The organism is Pseudomonas sp. NPDC077451 (assembly GCF_044543345.1).
Taxonomy (GTDB): domain Bacteria; phylum Pseudomonadota; class Gammaproteobacteria; order Pseudomonadales; family Pseudomonadaceae; genus Stutzerimonas.
Window position 1 is genome coordinate 23,469 of the sequence record NZ_JBITVX010000011.1, and the last position, 21,194, is coordinate 44,662.

The window sequence follows — 21,194 nt, forward strand, 5'->3', positions numbered from 1 at the left end:
CGCCAGGCTAGACGCGCAGGGACCTGTGTATGACGAAGATTTCGCATTTCGCCTCAAGTCGACGGTCCGGTCAAGCCGTAGGCGACCGCTTCACACCGCATGATGGGCAGGAAAGCAATCAGAACGCCGCTCGGCAGAGATTGATCTACGTCAGCTTAAAGAAACAGGGCATGAGCCGAAACAGCGTCAAATGCGACCGCGTGGTGGTGTTTTCTTACGGCATCGGACTGATGGCACTTCGCCTTTATTGGCTTTTCCGTCAAGATTCGCGCTCTTCGCTCAAGGTAGTCGGGCCCATGCTGGTCGGTAGTTACAACAACATCCTCGTGTTCTTCTCGTTCGTTGTGGCGGTTCTGGCTTCCTATACCGCCCTCGACATGGCCGGCAGGGTGGCTACTTCGTCGGGCCGAGCGGCGCAGCTGTGGTGGATCGGCGGCACGTTTGCCATGGGACTGGGTATCTGGTCCATGCATTTCATCGGCATGCTGGCTTTTAGCCTGCCGTTTGCTCTGGGCTACGACCCGCTGACTACCGCCGGCTCGCTGGTGCTCGCCATTGTCGCGTCGGCACTGGCCCTGTGGCTGGTGTGCCAGCATGAGTTGCGCTGGACCCACCTGGTACATGGCTCGCTGTTGATCGGCGCCGGCATCGCGGCGATGCACTACAGCGGCATGGCGGCCATGCGCATTCAGCCAGGGATCGTATACGACCCCGTCTGGCTGATCGTTTCGGTCGCAATAGCGGTGATGGCTTCCGGCGCCGCGCTGTGGCTGGCCTTTCGGTTACGCGCCAACCTGCAGCATGTACGGATCTGGCGCGGTGCCGCGGCGCTGGTCATGGGCTTGGCGATCACGGGCATGCATTACACGGGAATGGCGGCGGCAAGCTTTCCGGAGGGCAGTTTCTGCGGCGCTGCGAACGGGGTGGATACCAACTGGCTGGCATTGCTGGTCATCGTCGTGACGCTCGCTGTCCTGGCGATCACGCTGATCGTTTCGGTGCTCGACGCGCGCATGCAGGCGCGCACCTCGGTACTGGCCAATTCGCTGGAGAAAGCCAATGGCGAGCTCATGCAGCTGGCGCTGCATGACAACCTAACCCGTCTACCGAACCGTCTTCTATTGGAGGATCGCCTGAGCCAGGCGCTCAAAATGGCGCAGCGCGAACAGACCCGCTTTGCCGTCATGTTCATGGACCTTGACGGCTTCAAGGCAGTGAACGATGCCTACGGCCACCACCTCGGCGATCAGCTGCTGGTCGGTGTCACTGATCGTCTGCGCGGCTGCATAAGGGAGCAGGACACCCTGGCTCGTCTCGGTGGGGACGAATTCGTGCTACTTACGAGTATTTCCAACCCGGACGATGCCGCGACCGTCGCCGCCAAGCTGGTGCATAGCATTGCCGAGCCCTTCGTGGTGTCGCGCCACCAGCTCAGCGTATCGATGAGCGTCGGTATCGCGGTATTCCCGGGCGACGGGGAGGTCGAACGGGATCTGCTGTTGCACGCCGATGCGGCCATGTATCACACCAAGAGTGCAGGGCGGAACGGCTACAGCTTTTTTGAAGCCTCGATGAACGCCAACGCGGTGGAGCATCTGCAACTGCTCAATGATTTGCGTCTGGCGGTGGCGCGCGGTGAGCTACGGCTGCATTACCAGCCCAAGTTCGAGGCGCCTGCCGGTCCGGTACGCGGCTTCGAGGCGTTGCTGCGCTGGCAGCATTCGCAGCGTGGCATGCTCTCGCCAGACGTTTTCCTGCCGCTGGCGGAAAAAACCGGGCTGATCGTGCCGATCGGCAAATGGGTACTAAACGAGGCCTGTCGGCAGCTGAGCGAGTGGCATGGTCAAGGTCTGACTCACTGGTCGGTCGCGGTCAATCTGTCAGCCGTGCAGTTCGAACAGCCGGATCTGCTTGAGGTGGTGGTCGATGCCATCGGACGTCACGGCATCCCGCCTGCAATGCTCACAGTCGAAATTACTGAAAGCGTTGCCATGCGCAGCCCGGAAAGCACCATCGAGACGCTGCAGAAGCTCACCGATATGGGTGTAAAGGCCTCCATCGATGACTTCGGTACCGGCTATTCGAGCCTGCTTTACCTCAAGCGACTGCCCGCCAGCGAGCTGAAGATCGACCGGGCTTTTGTCCGCGAAATGAGCGTCGGCAACGAGGACTCGGTGATCGTCTCGGCGATCATCGCGCTGGCCAAGGCGCTGGGGCTTGAAGTCGTGGCCGAAGGTGTGGAGACCGCCGATCAGCAGATGTTCCTCACCCGCCTGGGCTGCGAGACCCTGCAAGGCTTCCTGCTCGACCGGCCGATGACGCCGGGCCAAATCTGTGCGCGCATCAAGCATGCACTGCCGGGAGAGTCGGTCTTCGCCACGGGGTGTCAGTTGCTGACTGAGCCGGCCTGATTTGCCCTGGACTCAGGCTCAGAACCAGCGATCGTTGCGCTTTCGGCCACGGGTCATAGCTGGAAGGATCAGCCCTACCAGCAGCCCTGCGCCGGCGATACTGCCGCCGTAGACCATGTAGCGCATCAACACCTGATTGTTTTCGTCGCCTAACCGCGCCTGGGCGTCACGCAATTCAGATTCGGTGGCGGTGAGGGCTTCATCCAGGGCCAGGCGGCGTGCCTCCAGTTCATCGATCAACTCCTTGCGCGAATCCAGCGTCTCCTGCATGCCCTGCACACGCGTCTTCCAGGAATCATCGATGGTTTTCAGTTCTTCGCTTAGCTCGGCAACCTGTTGTTCGAGTTGCGGCAGGCGCTCGGCCTGGCCAGGGACTTCCTGCAGGTCGCTGCTGCGGATCCAGACGCGGTCGCCGTTCTCACCGCGAACCTGGCTGTAGTCTCCGCTGGTACCCAGCAGCTCGACCTTTTGACCGGAGGTGAGGCTGCCAACGATGCGATAGCCGTCGGTGGGCCCGCTGCGAACATAGGTGCTCAAGGTGTCGCTGACCCAGCGGTCGTTGCCTGACTCTTGAGCGTGGGCTGGCGTGATGACCGCCAGCAGCGTACCCACCAGGCCGACGCTAAAGGCGCGGCGTTGAGTAGCGGACCAGGATATACGGGATAAAAGTGCAACGAGATGACGTGATAGGGACATGAATAGTGTTCGCGCTGGCAAAAATGGAGGCCCTGATGAACGGGCCGGACATAAGCGGAGTTCCGGGCTGGCGAGGTACGCCAGCAGAGCGTTTCGACAAGTCGAACAGTAGGCGCCGGATGTGCCGATCGTAAGCGGGAGGATGCTTTCTCCCAGGGTTGGGCCAATGACCCCTGTAGTCCTGCAGACTGGACTGACAGCGCGCAGCAGTCAGGGTTCATTAAAAGTTCATGATTTTGTGCGGGCCTGGGTTGTGTGGATTGAGGCTCGGATCCGACCTCCTGCTGCGAAGGCAGCTGCGGACAGGCCGCCGTGCTTCTCACTGAGCGGGTCAGTAAAGGACGAGCGCCGCTTTACAGCAGTTCGACCTGCTGGGCGCGGATCAAGATATGTTCCTGGCGAAAGCGGGTCTCCAGTGACGCGCGATATTCCGTCCACCAGGCACGGTCCAGCTCTGGCGTTATCACCTCATAAATAACCAGATCGTCGCGCACGGCATGGCTGCCGTCTTCTTGCCATAGCCCGTCGACAGGGGCGCGGCTGTGGGCGGTCAGGCCACCAAACTTATGAATGAGGCCGTCCCGGACCTCGGAAAACAACGACTTCGGTAATGGCTGCTGGTCGTTGTCGTACAGCGGCAGAAAGAGTTGGATCAGGTGCATGCTTAGGGCCCAAGCAAAAGTGTTCGTTCTGATATGACCACTGGGCGCGCGCGCGATGCGATGGCGCAGATCGACGGCATCTCAGCGCTGTCGACTGAGGACCAACCAATGCAAGGCCGTGAGTCAGGGCAACGGTGGACGAGATGATTTCCGAGCATGCAACGCGCTGGGCGGCGGCGGCACAATCACTGCTGTTCGCGAGGTTTTTCCGTGGGCAACGCTGCAGGATCGCGCGTCGGCTGATCGGCGGGGCGAATTTGCAAACGCGGCCGGACTCCAAGCAACACAAGCATTGGCTAGAGGTAACCCGAAAATGGAATCGTCCAACCCCTCGGTGACCGCGCTGCAAAAAGCTCAGGACATCACGTCACGCTGGGCCGACGGCGAGCTGGGCGCCGAAGAGGCACAACATGCGCTCAAATCGGTCTTCGATCACTGGCAGCCCGCTGATGCCACGACCGAGGCCGAGCAGGTCGCCGAATCATCGCTGGCGGCGGCGCGTATCGCCTTTCAGGATTGGCAACAGCGTGGCGAGAATTGCGAGGAGCTGGTGACCCAGCTGCGCTGGATTCTCGATCCGTCGAAGGACGGCGTCACCGATCCCGCGCTTAACGTGTACGCGCCACATCGCTCCGAGTGAGGCGGTTGCTTAACGAACCAGCAGCACGATCACGGTGAGTGCCAACACCAGAGACACGCCTTTCCAGAACAGCACCGGGTTGCGCTCCAGAAGTGGCGGACGCGCCTTGTTCAGAAAAGCCTGGTTCGGCTGGCGCAGCTCGAAGACGAACTCCGACAGGTCTTCATAGCGTTTGTAAGGGTCCGGATGCAGCGCCTTGCGCAGTACGTCATCGATCCAGGCCGGTACGCCGCGATCGCGTTCGCGGATCGGTTGATAGCGCAGCTTGTTCTGCGCCGCACGGGTGCGGCAGCTGGCAACTTGAGTACCGTAGGGCAGTGCACCGGTCAGCATCTGGTAAGTGATCACCGCCAGCGAAAACAGGTCGGATCGGGTGCTGCCACCTTCACCCAAAAAGTATTCCGGCGCCGTGTACTGGGCAGTGCCCAACAGCTCGTTGCGCTCGATGGGCGAAGCCACTTCCATAATGCCGGCAACGCGAGTGGAGCCGAAGTCGATGATTTTCACCGTGCCGGTGGCGTCGATCATGATGTTGGCCGGGCGCAGATCCTGATGCAGCATTTCCAGCCGGTGGAAGGCGCGAACGCCCTTGGCGATTTGCTCGACGATGCCGCGCACGGTTTCCAGATCCGGGCGGGGATTGTCGATCATCCACTGCGCCAGCGTTTGGCCTTCAATGTATTCGCTGACGCTGTACAGGTAGTTGCGTTTGCGGGTCTGCAAGCATGGCTTGGCTACATGCGCGCTGTTGATGCGTCGCGCCACCCAGTCTTCCGTGAGAAACCGCTCCAGGTACTGCACGTCTCGTTGCAGCTCCATCGAGGGCGTCTTGATGATCACCGGCGCTTGGGTGTCATCATCAGTGGCGAGATACACATGGCTGCGGCTGCTGGCGTGCACCTCGCGCACGATGGTGTAGCCGTCGAATGCCGCGCGCGCTTCGAGAATGGGCGGGAAGGGCCGTTCGGTCAGTTGCTGCAGCAGCTCGTCTGGCTGCTGCAAGGGAAGCGTGTCGATACGCAGAATCTGCACGGTGAGGTTGTCGTCGCTGCCCTGTTCCAGTGCCTGCGCGACGATCGCCCGAGCGGCTGCATCGAGATCATCCATGTTGTGGGCGATGGCGCCGAGCATCGACGACGCGCTGATGTACTCATAGACGCCATCGGTGGCCAGGATGAAGGTGTCGCCCACTTCTACAGGTTCGGCGCGGTAATCCAGGTCCAGCTGCGGGTGGATGCCCAATGCGCGGCTCAGGTAACTCTTGTCTTCCGAGACCCACATGCGGTGGTCATTGGTCAGTTGCTCCAGCGCAGCGCCCTGGACGCGGTAGATACGCGAGTCGCCCGCATGAAAGAGGTGTGCCGTGGTCGACTTGATGACCATCGCGCTGAAGGTGCAAACGTAGCCACGATCCGGATCGAAGCGATAGGGGCTTTGCTGGCCCTGGGCATGCAGCCAGGAATTGGTCGCCATCAGCACCCGTTGCGCCGAGGTTTTCACTGACCAGGCGTCGGACGTGCAGTAGTAGTCAGCGAAAAAGCCGCTGACGGCTGACTCGCTGGCAATGTGACTGACGGCGCTGCTGCTGATGCCATCCGCCAAGGCAATGGCGATGCCCTTGCTGCTCAGTTGTGGCTCTTTCGGAATGTAGATGCCGTGGAAATCCTGGTTGGTTTCCTTGGCGCCCTTGTCGGTGTGTTGGCCCACCGAGACCTTGAGTTGACTGCTCATTTGCTCGACATCTAACCCAACCCATCCTTGCGTAACGGCCTGACAACCTGATCGCGAGCAAGCTCGCTCCTACAATGCGTATGTCTGATCCCGAGTTAGGTCACCGCTGCCTTTTGTGGGAGCCAGCTTGCTGGCGAAGCTGTTTCAGCGTCGTGCTTGCCCTATGGTATCGGCCCAGCTATTCGCCAGCGAGCTCGCTCCTACAGCACCTGCACCTGTTCCAGACTGGCCTCGCCGCAGGCTCGCTTTTGTAGGAGCCAGCTTGCTGGCGAAGCTAGCAGTCGCTCGATTGCCGCTTCAACGCACCAACGCGCGCTTCGGTGCGGTCCGTACGTGAGTGGTGTAGAGCGTCAGGCCGGTGAAGGCCAGGCCGCCGACCAGGTTGCCCAGCGCCGTGGGGATTTCGTTCCAGACCATGTAATCCATGATCGAGAAGTTGCCGCCCATGATCATCGCCGAGGGGAACAGGAACATGTTCACCACCGAATGCTCGAAGCCCATGAAGAAGAACAGCATGATCGGCATCCACATGGCGATCACCTTGCCGCTGACCGAGGTAGAAATCATCGCGCCGACCACGCCCATCGAGACCATCCAGTTGCACAGCATGCCGCGCAGGAAGATGGTGAACCAGCCAGCGGCGCCGAACTCGGCATAGCCCAGCGTCCGCGCTTCACCGACGTGCGAGATCTTTTCGCCCACCGGGCCCGGATCGGTGGAGAAGCCCATGGTGAAGACGAAGGCCATCATGAAGGCGACGGTGAGCGCTCCGCCGAAGTTACCCAGAAACACCAGCCCCCAGTTGCGCAGCACGCCGTTGACGGTTACGCCCGGTCGCTTGTCCAGCAAGGCCAGCGGCGTGAGGACGAACACGCCGGTGAGCAGGTCGAACCCCATCAGGTAAAGCATGACGAAACCGACCGGGAACAACATTGCGCCCACCAGCGGCGACCCGGTCTGCACGGTGATGGTCACGGCGAACACCGCAGCCAGTGCCAGGATGGCGCCCGCCATGAAGGCACGGATCAGCGTGTCCCGCGTGGACATGAAAACCTTTGATTCACCGGCGTCGACCATTTTGGTGACGAATTCCGAAGGAGCGATGTAGGACATTTTTCGGTTCTCTGGTTGTGTTGGCAAAGCAGGGGCATCCCTGCCGTTGGCGTATCGCTACTCGTTGTGCCGGGCCGCGGTCAGGCCGCGGCGATCTCCACCGCATCGCCATTGAGGCGTACTGGCCAGACCTGCAATTGCTGTTCCGGATATTCCAGACAGCAGCCGTCAGCCAAGCGAAAGTGCTGTTTGTAGAGCGGCGAGGCGATCACCAGGTCGCCCTTGAGCTGTCCCAGAATGCCGCGGCCGATGACATTGGCGCCCGATTTCGGGTCCTTGTTGGCGATGGCGAAGACCTGCTCACCCGTCTCGGTTTCGGGCAGGTGAAACAGTGCGACCTGCTCGTCATCGAGCCAGGCGACCACGCCTGAATTGGCGACCAGATCGCGACGGCTGCAGAGCGCCCGCCAGCTGACGTTTTCACTCGGTTGCAGGCGTACGGCGTTGGACTGGCTCATCAGAGCACCTCCTCGGTGACGGGGATCAGGTGAAGTTCGTGTGCATGTGCTGGACGGCGCTGGCCGCGTTCCCTGACGAAGTGAACGTCCGGGTCGCCGCGCTGGTCGTTGACGAAGGTGCGGAAGCGCTTGAGTTTTTCTGGGTCCTTGATGGCGTTGGCCCATTCGCATTCGTAGCGGTCGACGACCAGCTGCATCTGCGCTTCCAGCTCAGCGGCGAGATTCAGGCTGTCGTCGATGACGACTTCCTTGAGATAGTCGAGGCCGCCTTCGAGGGATTCACGCCACACGGAGGTGCGTTGCAGCTTGTCCGCGGTACGGATGTAGAACATCAGGAAGCGGTCGATGTAGCGGATCAGCGTCTCGTCATCGAGATCAGTGGCGAACAGCTCGGCGTGACGCGGACGCATGCCGCCATTGCCTGCGACGTAGAGGTTCCAGCCGTTCTCGGTGGCGATGACGCCGATGTCCTTGCTCTGTGCCTCGGCGCATTCGCGGGTGCAGCCGGAGACGCCGAACTTGATCTTGTGTGGCGAGCGCAGGCCCTTGTAGCGATCCTCCAGGCGCAGCGCCATGCCGACGCTGTCTTGCACACCGTAGCGGCACCAGGTGCTGCCGACACAGGATTTCACCGTGCGCAGGGATTTGCCGTAAGCATGTCCGGTCTCGAAACCGGCCTCGATCAGCTCGCTCCAGATCTCCGGCAGCTCATGCAGCTGGGCACCGAACAGGTCGATGCGCTGGCCACCGGTGATCTTGGTGTAGAGGTCATATTTCTTCGCGACGGCACCGAGGGCGATCAGCTTGTCCGGGGTGATCTCACCGCCGGCGATGCGCGGCACCACCGAATAGGTGCCGTTCTTCTGCATGTTCGCCATGAAGGTGTCGTTGGTGTCCTGCAGCGGGATCAGCCCCGGATCGGTGATCGGCTGGTTCCAGCAAGACGCGAGGATAGAGCCCACTGCCGGCTTGCAGATGTCGCAGCCGGTATGACCTCGACCATGCTTGGCCAACAGCTCAGCGAAACTGATGATGCCTTCGACGCGCACGATGCCGTAGAGCTCCTGGCGAGTGAGAGCAAAGTGCTCGCAGAGGCTCTTGTCGACTTCGACGCCACGGGCTGTCAGTTCATGCTCGAAGACCTGCTTGAGCAGCGCGCTGCACCCACCGCAGCCGGTGCCGGCCTTGGTTGCGGCTTTCAGCTCGCCGAGATCGGTGATGCCGGCATCGACCTGGCAGCACACCGCGCCCTTGGTGACGTTGTGGCAGGAACAGAGGGTTGCGGTGTCCGGCAGGGCATCGGCGCCCAGGGTCGGTGCGCCATCGGACAGCGGCAGGATCAGGCTGGACGGATCAGCCGGCAGCTTGATGCCGTTCTGCGCGTACTGCAGCAGGGTGTCGTAGTAACTGTTGTCGCCGATGAGCACCGCACCGATGACGCGCTTGCCGTCTTCGGACAGCACCAGACGGCGGTAGCTGGCGTTGGCTTCATCGATGAAGCGATAGCTCTTGGCGCCGGGTGTGGCGGCATGGGCATCGCCGATGGAGCCGACGTCAACGCCGAGCAGCTTGAGCTTGGTCGACATGTCCGCACCGCTGAAGGGCTGGTGCGGCTCGCCGCAGAGCAGGGCGGCCAGGTTGCGAGCCATGGTGTACCCCGGCGCGACCAGCCCATAGACCATGGCATTCCAGGAGGCGCACTCGCCGATGGCGAAGATTGACGGGTCGTTGGTGCGGTAGTCAGCGTCGATCACGACGCCACCGCGTGGAGCAATTTCAAGCTCGGCGCTGCGGGCCAGCGCATCCTGCGGGCGGATACCGGCAGAGAAGACGATCAGGTCAGTTTCAAGATACTCGCCGTCATTGAAGTTCATCCGGTAGGCGTATTCCTCACCGATGACGATTTCCTGCGTGGCGCGGGACAGGTGCACGCCGACGCCCAGTGCCTCGATGCGAGACTTGAGTGCGGCGCCGCCTTCCTCGTCGAGTTGTACTGGCATCAGACGTGGGGCGAACTCGACCACATGGGCTTCGAGGCCGAGCGATTTGAGCGCGTTGGCCGCTTCCAGCCCGAGCAGTCCGCCACCGACGACCACGCCGCGCTTGGCGTTGCTGGCGGCGGCGCGGATGGCGTCCAGATCATCCAGGGTGCGGTAGACCAGTCGCGAATTGCCCTCGGCACCCGGGATCGGCGGCACGAACGGGTAGGAACCGGTCGCCAGAATCAGCTTGTCGTAGGGCTGGCGGCCTTCGGCAGTGACCACTTCCTTGCGCTCACGGTCGATTTCCAACACCTGCACGCCAAGGTGCATATGCACGCCGTGGGCGGCGTAGTAGTCGGCATCGCACATGGCCAGTGAGTCGGCATCACGGCCGCCGAAGTATTCGGACAGGTGCACCCGGTCGTAGGCGCGCTGACGCTCTTCACCGTATACATGCACTTGGTACTGGCTCAGTGCGCCGCGCTCGATCAGCTGCTCGACGCAGTGATGCCCCACCATCCCGTTGCCAATGACGATCAGCGTTTCGCTCTTGATCGGGGTGACGATTGCGTTCATGACCGGTTCCTCCGTCGAAGCCGATTGCGGCGTCGTCGTACAAAAACAAAAAAGGCGCCTGGAGCTGTCTGGCAGCTCCAGGCGCCTTTGCCTGGTATTCATGGGATGTGGGGGTGATGTGCGAGCGACGTTGCTCGGTGCACCCGTCCCGTGCCACTCGTGGCTGATGGTCTTCGTTGACCGCGGGAGACGCTGCCGAATCGGTCGGCAGCTGTTGAGGTGACTTAGCATGTTGCATGCCAGTGTCGGGTGCAGATGGCAGGGTTCCAGAGAACCGCTACGGGGAACTGGTGGGCTGAAGCCCACCCTTCGGTAGACGGAGGCTTGCGTAGGGTGGGCTTCAGCCCACCATGGCGCTCACAGACATCGCGTCCAGTTTCGCTTGGAGAGGCGCGGCACCGACCCAGAAGAGTGCGGTGCAAGAGACCGGCTCCCCTATTTGGGGCGATATGGCAAACGTTTTGGCCTGAAGCCGAACATTGCGTCCTGGGATCGGTCAGTACACGACCTTCCGGTCGCGGCATCGTTATCCTTGCGGCTGGCCTCATCCTCTGACGAATCTGGAGATCACTTGAACAAGGTCGTCGAACAACCTCTTTTGCTGGGCATGATGCGCCTGATGCAATACCCCGAACTGGCGCAGCCGCAGGCGCTGCTGGGCTTCATCGAGCGCTGTGTGGAGCGCGGCCTGAGCGGTTTCGATCACGCCGATATCTATGGTGCTGGTGAGTGCGAGGCGCATTTTGGCGCGGCATTGCAACTGCGCCCGGCGTTGCGAGAGCAGGTCCAGCTGATCGGCAAGGCCGACATCGTGCCCGCTGCGCAGGACAGCTCGCGCTGGCAGGTCAAGCACTACAACACCCGGGCGGACTACCTCACCCAGGCGGTGGAGGGCTCGTTGAAGCGGTTGGGCGTGGAGCGCCTCGATGGCTTTCTGCTGCACCGCCCCGATCCCTTGCTGCGGGTCGATGAAGTCGCGCGGGCGCTGGATGATCTGGTCGGCAGCGGCAAGATCGGCTGGCTCGGGGTCTCCAATGCGGAGTTGCTGCAATGCCAGACGCTGGCGCGGGAGCTGCCGCTGCGTTGCAACCAGATCGAGCTTTCACTGCAGGCGCAGGACGCCGCGTGGGACGGTCGGTTGCACGCCATGGAGAGCGAAGGAGTGCATGTGCTGGCGTGGTCGCCGATGGGCGGTGGACGTTTCGGTCCTGAATTGCTGCGTGCGCTCGACGAAGTTGGCGCGGCGTTGAATGCCACAGCCAATCAGGTCGCCTTGGCCTGGCTGCGCAAGCTGCCCGGCAAGCCGGTCCCGATCCTCGGTAGCCTGCGCTGGGAGCGAATCGAGGAAGCGCTACTGGGCGCCGAGCTGCAACTTGATACTCAGACCTGGTTCTATCTCGCTCAGGCGGCGCGAGGGCATGAGGTTGACTGACGCGCTTTGTGGCCAAGCCGTACGGTGCTTTTCGCCGAACGGTGCCGGCGTAATGACGCTTATTCAGCTATAGCCATATTCCTGACACAGTGATTTTCTAAGGTGGTTCTCCGGTGCCAGAGCGCCGCGCATGTCGCACGGCGCAGGCTCCAAACGGATGGAGACACCCAACATGCGAATCCCGAAGCCGCTGGTCGTGGCGCTTGCCGCTGCGATCTCTGCCCCCGCCATGGCTGCCACCAATACCCTGGTGGGTTGGGCGATGATGCCTGCCGATACGTTCTCCGACGGCCCGATGTCGGGTCAGATGGCCAACGCGAACCCCTACGGCACCTTCGCGCCACCCTATGAAAACCGCCAGCCGGTACAGGGCTTTTCCGCCGTGCTGCCGGGTGCAGATGAAAACAGCTTCATATTCATGACCGACAACGGCTTCGGTGGGCAAACGAACTCTGCCGATACGCTGTTGCGGCTCTACAGCGTGCGGCCGGATTTCCGCACCGCCAGCGGCGGCAGCGGCAAGGTCAGCGCCAGCGACTATCTCAGCGGTGCGCCGCTGGCTCGCTTCACTCATCCGTCGCGCCTGACGCTCAACGACATCAATCAAAAGCTGGAACTGCCGATCCAGGCCGACTACCGCTTCTATTACAACGACGGCTCCAAGCCGCGCGTAGACAGTGCCATCGATTTCGGCCGCCTGCTGACGGGCGCCGACCTGGACGTCGAGTCGGTGCGCCGCGATAAGAACTGCGCCATGTGGTTTGGTGATGAGTTCGGTCCGTACCTGGTGAAGACCGATGCCTCCGGCACCGTTACCCGTAGCGCCATCTCGCTACCGGGCGTTTACGCGCCGCAGCATGCGGACGTAGTGGCTGGGCGCGCAACCGCCAATCTGGGTGGGTCAGGTGGCTTCGAAGGCATGGCGATCAACCCGCGCGGCGATCGGCTGTACGCGCTGTTGGAAAAGTCCGTCAACGGCGATCCGGCCGGCACACTGCGAATCAACGAGTTCGACATCGATCAGGAGCGCTATAGCGGCAAGGTGTTCTTCTATCGGCTGCAGGCGCCGGAGCACGCCATCGGTGACATGACCGCCATCGACGAGACACGCTTTCTGGTCATCGAGCGCAATGGCGCTACCGCTACCAACGGCACCCCGTTCAAGAAGATCTACCTGATCGACATCCGTGGTGTCGCCAGTGGTGGTGCCGTGCATAAAACCGAAGTGGTCGACCTCATGCAACTGGCCGACCCCGACGACCTGAACGGCGACGGCCAGCGGTCGTTCACCTTTCCCTACGTGACCATCGAAAGCGTGCTGCCGCTGGATGCACGCACCTTGCTCGTCACCAACGACAACAACTTTCCTTATGGAGGAGGGCGGGGCCTCAATGCGGACGTTACCGAGTTCCTGAAGATTCGCTTGGCCAAGCCGATCCCTGGCGTGCGGCCGCCGCACCTGCAACAGGCCAGGGATGCGCGCCGCTGCGAACTGTCGGCTGGGCTGGGTCAAGGCTGAGCAGGCCCGATTCGCTTGTTCCCTTGTTCCCTTGTTCGCTTGATAGTTGAGTACGGATCGCGAGCAAGCTGGCTCCTACGAAATCATGCGGTTTCGCTGGTGCAGCTTTAGGCGCGAGGGGAACGTCGAGTCCTTGCTCGCGAAAATAATGAGGCGGCGGCTGCCCACGGACAGTTGGGCGCCGCCGACCCCTGCTTCGGCCGTTGAGCGGGTCGAGCGACGTTCCGCTTCAATCCACCAAACGAGCCGTGCTTACACGTGCCGAACGGCTAGAAGGCGTTAGGCCTCGCCGACCTGCACGACCAGTTTCCCGAAATTCTTGCCTTCGAGCAGGCCGATAAACGCCTCGGGCGCATTTTCCAGTCCCTGGACGACTTGCTCGCGATACTTGATCTTGCCCTCGGCGTACCACGCGCTCATGTCACGGGCGAATTCGTCGTAGCGGTGCCCGTAGTCGTTGAAGATGATGAAGCCCTGCATACGCATGCGCTTCTTAAGGATGGTATCGAGCAGCAATGGCAAACGGTCCGGACCGTCTGGCAGGTCGGTGCTGTTGTACTGCGCAACGACGCCACAGACCGGCACCCGTGCGCTGGTGTTGAGGAGTGGCAGCACGGCATCGAATACTTTGCCGCCGACGTTCTCGAAATACACATCGATCCCGTCTGGGCAGTTGTCTGCCAATTGCTGCGCAAAATGTTCGGCGCGATGGTCGATACAGGCGTCGAAACCAAGCGTTTCGACCGCATGCTTGCATTTTTCAGCACCACCGGCGATGCCGACAACCCGGCAGCCTTTCAGCTTACCGATCTGCCCGACAGTCGCACCAACGGGGCCGGTGGCTGCGGCCACCACCAGCGTTTCGCCGGCCTTGGGTTGGCCGATATCGAGCAAACCCATGTAGGCGGTGAAACCGGGCATGCCCAGCACACCCAGGGCATGGGAAGGGTGCTGCATGTCTTGGCTAAGTTTGAGCAGGCCGGTCCCATCGGAAACAGCATAGTCCTGCCAGCCGTTGCCACTGAGCACCCAGTCGCCTTCCTTGTAGTCGGCATGGCGGGACTCTACGACCCGGCAAACCGTACCGCCGACCATCACATCGCCTACTTCCATGGGTGGCGCGTAGGACGGCCCGGCACTCATGCGGCCACGCATGTAGGGGTCCAGCGAGAGGTAAACGGTACGCAGCAACAGCTGTCCGTCGCTGGGGCTCGGCACCGGACCGGTTTCCAACCGAAAGTTATCGGCGGTGGGGGCACCGTGCGGACGCGAGGCGAGGTGGATGCTGCGGTTGTGTTGCGATTGTTGAGTCATCGAGGTGCTCCAGTGATCGGTCAGCAGACCAAAATGGGAGCCTGTCTTGCGCGGGACGTTCCATCCGTTGGCGCGGTGACTGGCTTCGCCCTGCAGAAATTCGAAGCCCGAAAACACGACCGCCCCCATGAGGGGGCGGCTGCTACATTGCGATTGAAGCTAACGCGGCAACGTCAGACGTCGAGCCAGCCTTCATCGTCGGCGTCATCACGGAAGCGGTTGTACTCTTCCTCGTTCCAGTCGCCGCTCTTGTCGCGGTCATAGCTGTTGTAGACGCCTTGGCCATATTCCTCATCGGAGAGTGTGCCGTTTCGATCAGCATCCCAACGGGAAAACATGCCTTGATTGTCGAACCCGGTGTCCCACTCGTTGTAGTCCACGGAGCCGGACTTATCGGCATCCCAAGTGTTGTAGTCCATATCCGCCGCGTAAGTCATGGCCGAGCCGCCTGCAAGGGCCGCTGCCAGGGCGATACCACCAACTGCTTTTTGCCATTTCATGTTCATGCTGCTTCTCCTCTGCAAATTACTGGGTAGTCATCACCAGAGGATGGCGCTGACATAGTTTTCGTAACCCGTCAGCTTTGAGAGTTCTAAAAAACATTCGGTTACCGACATGAGGTCATACAGCCGCAACGGCTACTGGCCGATCAGATTGATGGTGTTGTTGATTGGCATGTCGTCGACCGATTGGGCCTGTGCCAGCAATTGCGAAACCATCGAAAGGACGGCCCCGGATTGTCCGCCGTCTGGCCCCTTGGGAATCCAATATTCGTCGCCAGCAAATTCGGCGCGGACCATCGCGTTCATCGTCATTCCTTGCTCCACGCGGATGATCGGCTGCTGCCCGGCGTGGGTTCTGACGGTTAGCAAGGTGCCGTTGGCTTCCTGCACCCGCACGCACTCGCCCAGGTAGTCGAACACTTCGGCGAGCGAGCGGGTGTGCAACTCGACCTTGCCGATGCCCTCGGCTTCGAAATACACACGACCGCCACCGACGCTGCCGAAGAAGTCCGGGTCGCCCAGCTGGAACTCCTTTCGGCTTTCCAGCTTGCACCGGGCAAGCTTGAACAGGTTCTCCTGAGGACGGACGAAGCAGAACCGGGCGCTTTCAACCGATTCGGTGAGCTGGTAGCGATTATTGCCTCGCGTACTGACGGCCAGGTTCTCCTTGCGTGCGGAAATCAACTGGTCGATGGAAGGCGCTTGCTTGAGCTCAAGTTCCGGCCCGTAGCGGCTGACGAGAAAGGCGCTTTCCATGGTGATGCCTTGGTCGACAAGGCGGCTCACCACCTGCTGGAATCGTTTGAAATCAGCGATCTTCGAAGGATTGTTATAGAAGCGCTCCGTTCCGTTCGGACCTTGGAAGTGCACGCTTTCAAGGAACAGGGACAGAATCAGCTCCGGTGCGTAGTCCTGGCGCAGCATGAAAGCTAGAGAGGTGGTGCTGATCGGCGCTACATAGCCGCGGTAAAACTCCTGGTTGTCCTGGGTCGACACGTCGAACCCTGGCCCTTGTTCAATCGCCATGTGGGGGTTGAAACTGAAGTCTGATGGCGCGTCGCCCCCGAACGGCAGCGTCAGGTTGGCGCCAGCCGAAAGGCGGCTGCGGCCACGGATGGTCGTCACGGTCGTGAAGTGGGCGGGTAGCGAAACGCTGCGGCGCACGATGTTGAGCAGCAAGGCTTCGTCCTGTAGACGGCTGTAGTCCCGGTTGATCGTTGCCATTGCTGTGTCGAGACGTTCGGTCCCGGCGCAGCCAGCCAAGAGAAGGCTGATCGACAAAGCGGTGATCAGTCGTCCAACCAGCATCGAGCGGCTCATTGAATGCTTTCCTGAATCGGCCATTGAGCCATGGTTGTTGAGCGGAATTGGCCAGTTGGCCGCGCCATCGCCGAACGACATACGGTCGACCAGTGCTGGCGCTGCGTCTGGCTCTAGTGGTGGGCGGTGAGCGGCCCCATGCGCCGTTTCAGTATCGTCGACACGTGGGGCTCACTGGCTAAGCAAACGCTTCTCATCATTTGCCGTTGGGCTACTCCAGCTCGCCAGGCGTGGCGGAGTAGTGCGATTCGTCCTCTGTCACTGTTTCCTGCTCGGTCTTGTGCAGGTTGCGGTTCGGGACGCTGTCGCGCTCCGGCATGCCTTGAACTATCCGGCCGTCCTCGGTGACGATCTGACCTTTTTCATTGCGGTGGGTTTCAAGCTTTTCCATGGGCGTAGGAACACCCATAGGGCTTGGGCGCGAACCGGTGTCTTCTCGCGGGGTGCCGGCTGGCCACTGGGCCAATGCCGGTTGGGCGGCGGCGGCCAGCAGCGTGGTCACTGCCAGTGACGTAAAAAAGGATCTGTTCATGACGGTCTCCTGATGAAGTGTGCCGACCAAGCGGCGTGTCGGGTTGCCGTACCTGATTCCGATCATTGCCAACCGAAGCTATACGCCCTCCGGCTGGCACACCAACAAGGCAATCGGACCACCACTCGAATACTTGCCGGGCACCCTGGCTACGGCTTGCTCGTTTGGGCTGATCGACATTGCGGGCGCAGCGGTCATCACGGTTTCCTCGGGTAAGGCGTGGAACTGGCACGACGCAATTTCCTGGCTGTGGTTGGTAATCTTGACGGCGGGGACGCCGCGCAAGTCGACTTTGTCCGAGGACGCTTGCGGTACTCCCAGTTCTTCCACTTCCAGGTTCATACCGTTCAAACGTTTGACGACCAGAGGCTCCTGAGCGAGGGCAGGCAGAGCGAACGCCAAGCTAATAAGCGCTATTAAAGGTCTCTTCATTCTGCTTCTCCGTTTTGGTGGCTTATTCATCTGAACAGGGCTGGCGCGCTGAGTTCGAAGATTGACTCGACGCTGCTATCAAACGGGCGAGGCAGGCCGTCGCTGGTTGCATCTCTCAGCCCTCGATTAACCAGGGCGTGGGTTCAGTTGGATGCTCCAGGCGATAGGAAACCGGTGCGCCAGTGGCCATTCGGCTTTCTCACCAGGATCGGCGTCGGTGCGATCTAGTCCGCCACATTTGGTTGCAATTCACTGAACCCCGTTCATCTTCCTCGGTCAGAGCTGAGCGTAATGGCTCAAGCCCATCACGCACCGCAGCGCCCCACCGCTAACCAGTCGGGTCGCCTGCCGGGTTTGGACCCAATCTCTTTATTCAGATGCCGAGCGCTCTAATGGATCAGATATACGCTGTCGTGCTGTCGTACAAACGCAAGGATTTGCTTAAGCGTTGTCTGGAAGGGATCAGTGCCCAGAGCCGTCCGTGTGACGCCATCATCGTGGTCGATAACGCCAGCAACGATGGGACCGAAGAGGTGTTGCTCGATTCAGAAGTTGCCAATCTCAAGGTGTACGTGCTGTCCCGCAATACCGGCGCCTCGGGTGGTTTCAGTGCCGGGTTTCGTATGGCCTATCAGCAGGGCGCTGATTTTGTCTGGATGATGGATGACGATGTCATCCCTGAACCGGATGCCTTGGAAAAACTGCTCGAGGCTGATCAGCGACTCGCCGAGCACAAACAGCCACGCTCCTTCTTGCTGTCGAGGGCGTTTACCGAGGCGGGTTTGCTCACCAACGTGCCGCGAATCGATGAGCGGACCAACGCCATTGATTACGAAAACTGGCCCGCGTTGCTGCACCTCGGTGTAGTGCCGGTGCGACCAGCCACCTATGTATCGATCCTGGTACCGCGAGAAACATTGGCCCGGCACGGCGTGCCGTTGGCCCCGATGTTCATGTGGGGAGACGACACCGAGTTCACGTTGCGTATCAGCCAGGACACGCCGGGTTACCTCGTGGTTGCTAGCAAGGTCCTGCACCTGCGGCGTGTCAGCGGTGCCATCGACATTCTGCGCGAGCCGGACCCCAGTCGGATTGCGCTGCATCGGCACCTGGTACGCAACGAACTGTTCGTGGCGCGCCGGTATTTCCGCAAGCGACGGGTGTTAGGCCTGTTCACATCACGGCTGGGCCTGGTTGCTGCGATGCTGGCGCGAGGTCAGTTTGCCAAGGCACGCATCATCCTTACCGGGCTGATGGAGAGCTTCAGCTTCGCACCGGTTCCGGAGGCCGCCGATGCGCCTGTTGAGGCGCTGGGTGTGAGCGTGCGTGAGCTAGTCCCAAAGCGGTCAGGCGAGACAGCTGAGCAAACCATCCAACAGCAGCCAGATACCGCCCCAGTTACGGTTACCCGCACCGATACGTTGTCCGATACGCCTATCCTTACGGGGCACACCAACATGCGGGTTCTCGTCTGTGGCGCGGAAGGGCAGGTCGGCTATTGCCTGACCAATCAGGCTGCCAGCTTCGGGTTGGATGCCATCGGCTTGTCTCGCCAGGCATTGGACATTACCCGCGCGGAGCACATTCGAGAGGCCATCGAGCGTCATAAGCCTGCCCTTATCATCAACGCAGCGGCGTACACCAACCTGGATCACGCCGAAGCGGAAGTGGCGCAGGCTCAGGCGGTCAACCGCGACGGCGCTGCCAACCTGGCTGCAGCCGCCCGACAGTTCGGTATTCCCTTGTTCCATCTGTCGAGTGAATACGTATTTTCCGGTGACGCTGACAAACCCTATCGTGAAACCGACCAGGCGATGCCGAACAGCGTGTACGGCTCCACACGTCTTGCAGGCGAGCAGGTCATCAGCCAGACGCTTGACCGCTACCTCATTCTGCGGACCAGCTGGATCTACGGTGAGCGCGGAAACAACTTCGTCAAAACGATGCTCAATTTGGGCAACAAGACGGAGGAAATCTCCGTCGTCAGCGATCAGATTGGTTGCCCGACCCGAGCCCGCAGCGTTGCACGCGTACTGATCGAACTGGCTCTGCGCTATTGCCGTGACGGCGATCTGCAGTGGGGGCTGTATCACTACAGCGGTGCGTCTCCGTGCAGCTGGGCCGAGTTTGCCACCGAGGTGTTCCAGGAAGCCGAATCGGCGGGGTTGATTGATACAGCCCCCCGTGTGCTGCCGGTGCCTAGCTCAAGCCTGCCTCGGGCTGCGTTGCGGCCAGCCTGGTCTGTGCTCGATTGTTCGCTCATCGAGGAGACATTCGGTATCCGGCCCAAGCACTGGCGAGATGAATTGCGGCATGTGATTCGGCGAATCAGCGATATGCCGGTCGTGCCGTTCGGGCCTTCGCCCAGCCGCGTTCCGTTCAAGGCGTATCCGTTTTGTATCCAAGAGCAGCCCGCGCAGCTATCGGCGTCCAGGCGGTCCGCCACAGGCGAATAAATACTCGGGCGGATCAAAAACCTTTTCTAAATATTACGGTCCGAGGCTCAGGACTTTTCCGAAGGGATTTCACCATGACAGATGCAACGATCAAGAGAGTAGGTGTTTCGGGTACAGGGATGATCTCGCACTGTTTCGTTCGTCTGATCATGCAGCACTACAAGGATCTTAAAATCAGCCGGGTCTTGACCCGTAGAAGCGTCGCGACGCTGAGTAGCTTTCCGCTGGCCGACGCGCTGACCAACTCCATTGACGATCTTATTGCCAACTCAGATGTGATCGTCGAGTGCACGGGTGACGTCTTTTTCGGTACCGAAGTGATCGAGCGCGCCTTCGAAGCCGGGGTGCCGGTGGTTACCATCAACGCCGAGCTTCAGGTCACGACGGGGTCTTACCTTTCCGGCAAGGGATTCCTGACCGAAGCCGAAGGGGATCAGCCTGGATCGCTCGCCGCGCTGCGCGAAGAAGCCTTGCAGATGGGCTTTCAGCCGCTGGTCTACGGCAACATGAAGGGCTACCTGAACCACAACCCCAGCCTTGAAGACATGGCCTACTGGTCCAAGCGCCAGGGCATCAGCATTGAACAGACCACATCCTTTACCGATGGCACCAAGGTGCAGATCGAGCAGGTCGTGGTAGGCAACGGGTTTGGCGCGACTATCACCAGACGTGGTCTGGAAGGACTGACGTCGACCGATCTAAACGTCAGCGGCAACGTTCTCGGGCTGATTGCAGAAGGCGTCGGACAACCAATTGTCGACTACGTATTGCCCAATGGCTATTCGGCGGGCGGCGTGTTTCTGGTGTGCCGGCACGATGAAATGCAGGCGCGGGCAATCGAATACTTCAAGCTCGGGCCTGGGCCGTATTACGTGCTGACACGACCCTTTCACCTCTGCTCGCTCGAAGTCGGCAAGACCGTACGGCGGGTGCTTGCCGGTGGCGGTGTGCTGCTGAACAATTCTGTTTCGCCCACCTTGGGTGTTGCGGCAATCGCCAAACGTGAGATGAAGGCTGGAGAGATGATCGGCCGTGGAATAGGTGGGTTCGACGTTCGCGGCGAAGCAGTCAAACTTGCCGACGAGCTCGATCACGTACCCATCGGGCTGCTGCGCAACACGGTTCTCAAGAGAGCTGTCGAGCCGGGGCAGCTGATCACGTTCGACGACATCGAAGTTCAGCCCAGCCGCGTGCTGGACATCATCTTCCAGCAACAACAAAAAGTGCTGCAGCGGATCGAAACAGACGTTCAGCCAACGCTGTTGCGCCAGGCTCTGCAGTGAGAGCCCAGGACGAGGCGGAGGTCTGGGCCGACGGATACGGTTTCGTGGAGTTTCAGCGGACCGGAATCGGCCTCGTCCCGTATCACCACGAATCTCGCACTGTGCAAGAGACGCTGCCAATCGCAGCGCCAATA

17 protein-coding genes are annotated in these 21,194 nt (G+C 60.9%); 6 read left to right on the forward strand and 11 right to left on the reverse strand.

From position 1 onward, the window contains the following. The first annotated feature begins 296 nt into the window (after nucleotides 1-296). Nucleotides 297-2,411: a putative bifunctional diguanylate cyclase/phosphodiesterase gene (locus ACIGHL_RS16825; RefSeq protein ID WP_446697679.1), complete on the forward strand. Its 2,115-nt coding sequence runs from the start codon at nucleotides 297-299 to the stop codon at nucleotides 2,409-2,411. Nucleotides 2,412-2,429: 18 nt separating this feature from the next. Here the strand turns inward: ACIGHL_RS16825 and ACIGHL_RS16830 are convergent, their stop codons facing one another. Together ACIGHL_RS16830 and ACIGHL_RS16835 are read right to left on the reverse strand one after the other, a co-directional pair. After that, on the reverse strand, nucleotides 2,430-3,107 hold the full coding sequence (locus ACIGHL_RS16830) for a TIGR04211 family SH3 domain-containing protein (RefSeq protein WP_446697648.1): 678 nt from the start codon (nucleotides 3,105-3,107) through the stop codon (nucleotides 2,430-2,432). 353 nt (nucleotides 3,108-3,460) lie between these two features. Then, nucleotides 3,461-3,769 carry a hypothetical protein gene (locus tag ACIGHL_RS16835; protein ID WP_446697649.1) on the reverse strand — a complete coding sequence of 103 codons (309 nt, stop codon included), beginning with the start codon at nucleotides 3,767-3,769 and terminating at the stop codon, nucleotides 3,461-3,463. Nucleotides 3,770-4,082: 313 nt separating this feature from the next. Here ACIGHL_RS16835 and ACIGHL_RS16840 point away from each other — a divergent pair, with 313 nt between their 5' ends. Then, entirely contained in the window at nucleotides 4,083-4,409 is a 327-nt protein-coding gene (locus tag ACIGHL_RS16840) for a hypothetical protein (RefSeq protein ID WP_128120848.1), read from the forward strand. 9 nt (nucleotides 4,410-4,418) lie between these two features. Here ACIGHL_RS16840 and ACIGHL_RS16845 read toward each other — a convergent pair whose 3' ends face one another. The 4 genes from ACIGHL_RS16845 to nirB form a co-directional block, all read right to left on the reverse strand. Continuing rightward, nucleotides 4,419-6,140: a bifunctional protein-serine/threonine kinase/phosphatase gene (locus ACIGHL_RS16845; protein WP_446697650.1), complete on the reverse strand. Its 1,722-nt coding sequence runs from the start codon at nucleotides 6,138-6,140 to the stop codon at nucleotides 4,419-4,421. Nucleotides 6,141-6,437: 297 nt separating this feature from the next. Continuing rightward, nucleotides 6,438-7,253: a formate/nitrite transporter family protein gene (locus ACIGHL_RS16850; protein WP_128120846.1), complete on the reverse strand. Its 816-nt coding sequence runs from the start codon at nucleotides 7,251-7,253 to the stop codon at nucleotides 6,438-6,440. Between the two features lie 80 nt (nucleotides 7,254-7,333). Beyond that, entirely contained in the window at nucleotides 7,334-7,711 is a 378-nt protein-coding gene (gene nirD / locus ACIGHL_RS16855) for a nitrite reductase small subunit NirD (protein WP_446697651.1), read from the reverse strand. Next, nucleotides 7,711-10,269, reverse strand: coding sequence for a nitrite reductase large subunit NirB (gene nirB / locus ACIGHL_RS16860; protein WP_446697652.1), 2,559 nt, complete (start codon nucleotides 10,267-10,269; stop codon nucleotides 7,711-7,713). The genes nirD and nirB overlap by 1 nt, the downstream gene beginning before the upstream one ends. A 607-nt stretch (nucleotides 10,270-10,876) precedes the next feature. Here nirB and ACIGHL_RS16865 point away from each other — a divergent pair. Together ACIGHL_RS16865 and ACIGHL_RS16870 are read left to right on the forward strand one after the other, a co-directional pair. Continuing rightward, nucleotides 10,877-11,701 (forward strand): aldo/keto reductase, encoded by an 825-nt coding sequence (locus ACIGHL_RS16865; protein ID WP_446697680.1) that lies wholly within the window; start codon nucleotides 10,877-10,879, stop codon nucleotides 11,699-11,701. A gap of 172 nt (nucleotides 11,702-11,873) precedes the next feature. Then, entirely contained in the window at nucleotides 11,874-13,220 is a 1,347-nt protein-coding gene (locus tag ACIGHL_RS16870) for an esterase-like activity of phytase family protein (protein WP_446697653.1), read from the forward strand. A 279-nt stretch (nucleotides 13,221-13,499) separates the two neighbouring features. On the opposite strand, the gene curA is transcribed toward ACIGHL_RS16870, so the two are convergent. The 5 genes from curA to ACIGHL_RS16895 form a co-directional block, all read right to left on the reverse strand. Continuing rightward, nucleotides 13,500-14,534 carry an NADPH-dependent curcumin/dihydrocurcumin reductase gene (curA, locus tag ACIGHL_RS16875; RefSeq protein WP_446697654.1) on the reverse strand — a complete coding sequence of 345 codons (1,035 nt, stop codon included), beginning with the start codon at nucleotides 14,532-14,534 and terminating at the stop codon, nucleotides 13,500-13,502. Between the two features lie 173 nt (nucleotides 14,535-14,707). Further along, the gene (locus ACIGHL_RS16880) at nucleotides 14,708-15,040 is read right to left on the reverse strand and encodes a penta-EF hand family protein (protein WP_446697655.1); all 333 of its coding nucleotides are present in this window, start codon (nucleotides 15,038-15,040) and stop codon (nucleotides 14,708-14,710) included. A 132-nt stretch (nucleotides 15,041-15,172) separates the two neighbouring features. Beyond that, nucleotides 15,173-16,357, reverse strand: a complete 1,185-nt coding sequence (locus ACIGHL_RS16885) for a hypothetical protein (protein ID WP_446697656.1) — start codon at nucleotides 16,355-16,357, stop codon at nucleotides 15,173-15,175. 211 nt (nucleotides 16,358-16,568) lie between these two features. Next, nucleotides 16,569-16,889 carry a hypothetical protein gene (locus ACIGHL_RS16890; protein ID WP_446697657.1) on the reverse strand — a complete coding sequence of 107 codons (321 nt, stop codon included), beginning with the start codon at nucleotides 16,887-16,889 and terminating at the stop codon, nucleotides 16,569-16,571. 78 nt (nucleotides 16,890-16,967) lie between these two features. Next, nucleotides 16,968-17,321, reverse strand: coding sequence for a hypothetical protein (locus ACIGHL_RS16895; protein WP_045426724.1), 354 nt, complete (start codon nucleotides 17,319-17,321; stop codon nucleotides 16,968-16,970). Nucleotides 17,322-17,713: 392 nt separating this feature from the next. Here ACIGHL_RS16895 and rfbD point away from each other — a divergent pair, with 392 nt between their 5' ends. After that, entirely contained in the window at nucleotides 17,714-19,777 is a 2,064-nt protein-coding gene (rfbD, locus tag ACIGHL_RS16900; RefSeq protein WP_446697658.1) for a dTDP-4-dehydrorhamnose reductase, read from the forward strand. Nucleotides 19,778-19,896: 119 nt separating this feature from the next. Beyond that, nucleotides 19,897-21,060, forward strand: a complete 1,164-nt coding sequence (locus ACIGHL_RS16905; RefSeq protein ID WP_446697681.1) for an NAD(P)-dependent oxidoreductase — start codon at nucleotides 19,897-19,899, stop codon at nucleotides 21,058-21,060. Nucleotides 21,061-21,194: the final 134 nt, after the last annotated feature.

Bases quoted from the DNA above. Each gene is read 5' to 3' on its own strand.
- ACIGHL_RS16870 (WP_446697653.1), top strand. From the start codon at position 11,874: ATGCGAATCCCGAAGCCGCTGGTCGTGGCGCTTGCCGCTGCGATCTCT.
- ACIGHL_RS16895 (WP_045426724.1), bottom strand. From the start codon at position 17,321: ATGAAGAGACCTTTAATAGCGCTTATTAGCTTGGCGTTCGCTCTGCCT.
- nirB (WP_446697652.1), bottom strand. From the start codon at position 10,269: ATGAACGCAATCGTCACCCCGATCAAGAGCGAAACGCTGATCGTCATT.
- ACIGHL_RS16890 (WP_446697657.1), bottom strand. From the start codon at position 16,889: ATGAACAGATCCTTTTTTACGTCACTGGCAGTGACCACGCTGCTGGCC.
- ACIGHL_RS16825 (WP_446697679.1), top strand. From the start codon at position 297: ATGCTGGTCGGTAGTTACAACAACATCCTCGTGTTCTTCTCGTTCGTT.
- ACIGHL_RS16835 (WP_446697649.1), bottom strand. From the start codon at position 3,769: ATGCACCTGATCCAACTCTTTCTGCCGCTGTACGACAACGACCAGCAG.
- ACIGHL_RS16850 (WP_128120846.1), bottom strand. From the start codon at position 7,253: ATGTCCTACATCGCTCCTTCGGAATTCGTCACCAAAATGGTCGACGCC.
- ACIGHL_RS16880 (WP_446697655.1), bottom strand. From the start codon at position 15,040: ATGAACATGAAATGGCAAAAAGCAGTTGGTGGTATCGCCCTGGCAGCG.
- ACIGHL_RS16905 (WP_446697681.1), top strand. From the start codon at position 19,897: ATGATCTCGCACTGTTTCGTTCGTCTGATCATGCAGCACTACAAGGAT.
- curA (WP_446697654.1), bottom strand. From the start codon at position 14,534: ATGACTCAACAATCGCAACACAACCGCAGCATCCACCTCGCCTCGCGT.
- ACIGHL_RS16845 (WP_446697650.1), bottom strand. From the start codon at position 6,140: ATGAGCAGTCAACTCAAGGTCTCGGTGGGCCAACACACCGACAAGGGC.
- ACIGHL_RS16865 (WP_446697680.1), top strand. From the start codon at position 10,877: ATGATGCGCCTGATGCAATACCCCGAACTGGCGCAGCCGCAGGCGCTG.
- ACIGHL_RS16840 (WP_128120848.1), top strand. From the start codon at position 4,083: ATGGAATCGTCCAACCCCTCGGTGACCGCGCTGCAAAAAGCTCAGGAC.
- ACIGHL_RS16830 (WP_446697648.1), bottom strand. From the start codon at position 3,107: ATGTCCCTATCACGTCATCTCGTTGCACTTTTATCCCGTATATCCTGG.
- nirD (WP_446697651.1), bottom strand. From the start codon at position 7,711: ATGAGCCAGTCCAACGCCGTACGCCTGCAACCGAGTGAAAACGTCAGC.
- ACIGHL_RS16885 (WP_446697656.1), bottom strand. From the start codon at position 16,357: ATGAGCCGCTCGATGCTGGTTGGACGACTGATCACCGCTTTGTCGATC.
- rfbD (WP_446697658.1), top strand. From the start codon at position 17,714: ATGGATCAGATATACGCTGTCGTGCTGTCGTACAAACGCAAGGATTTG.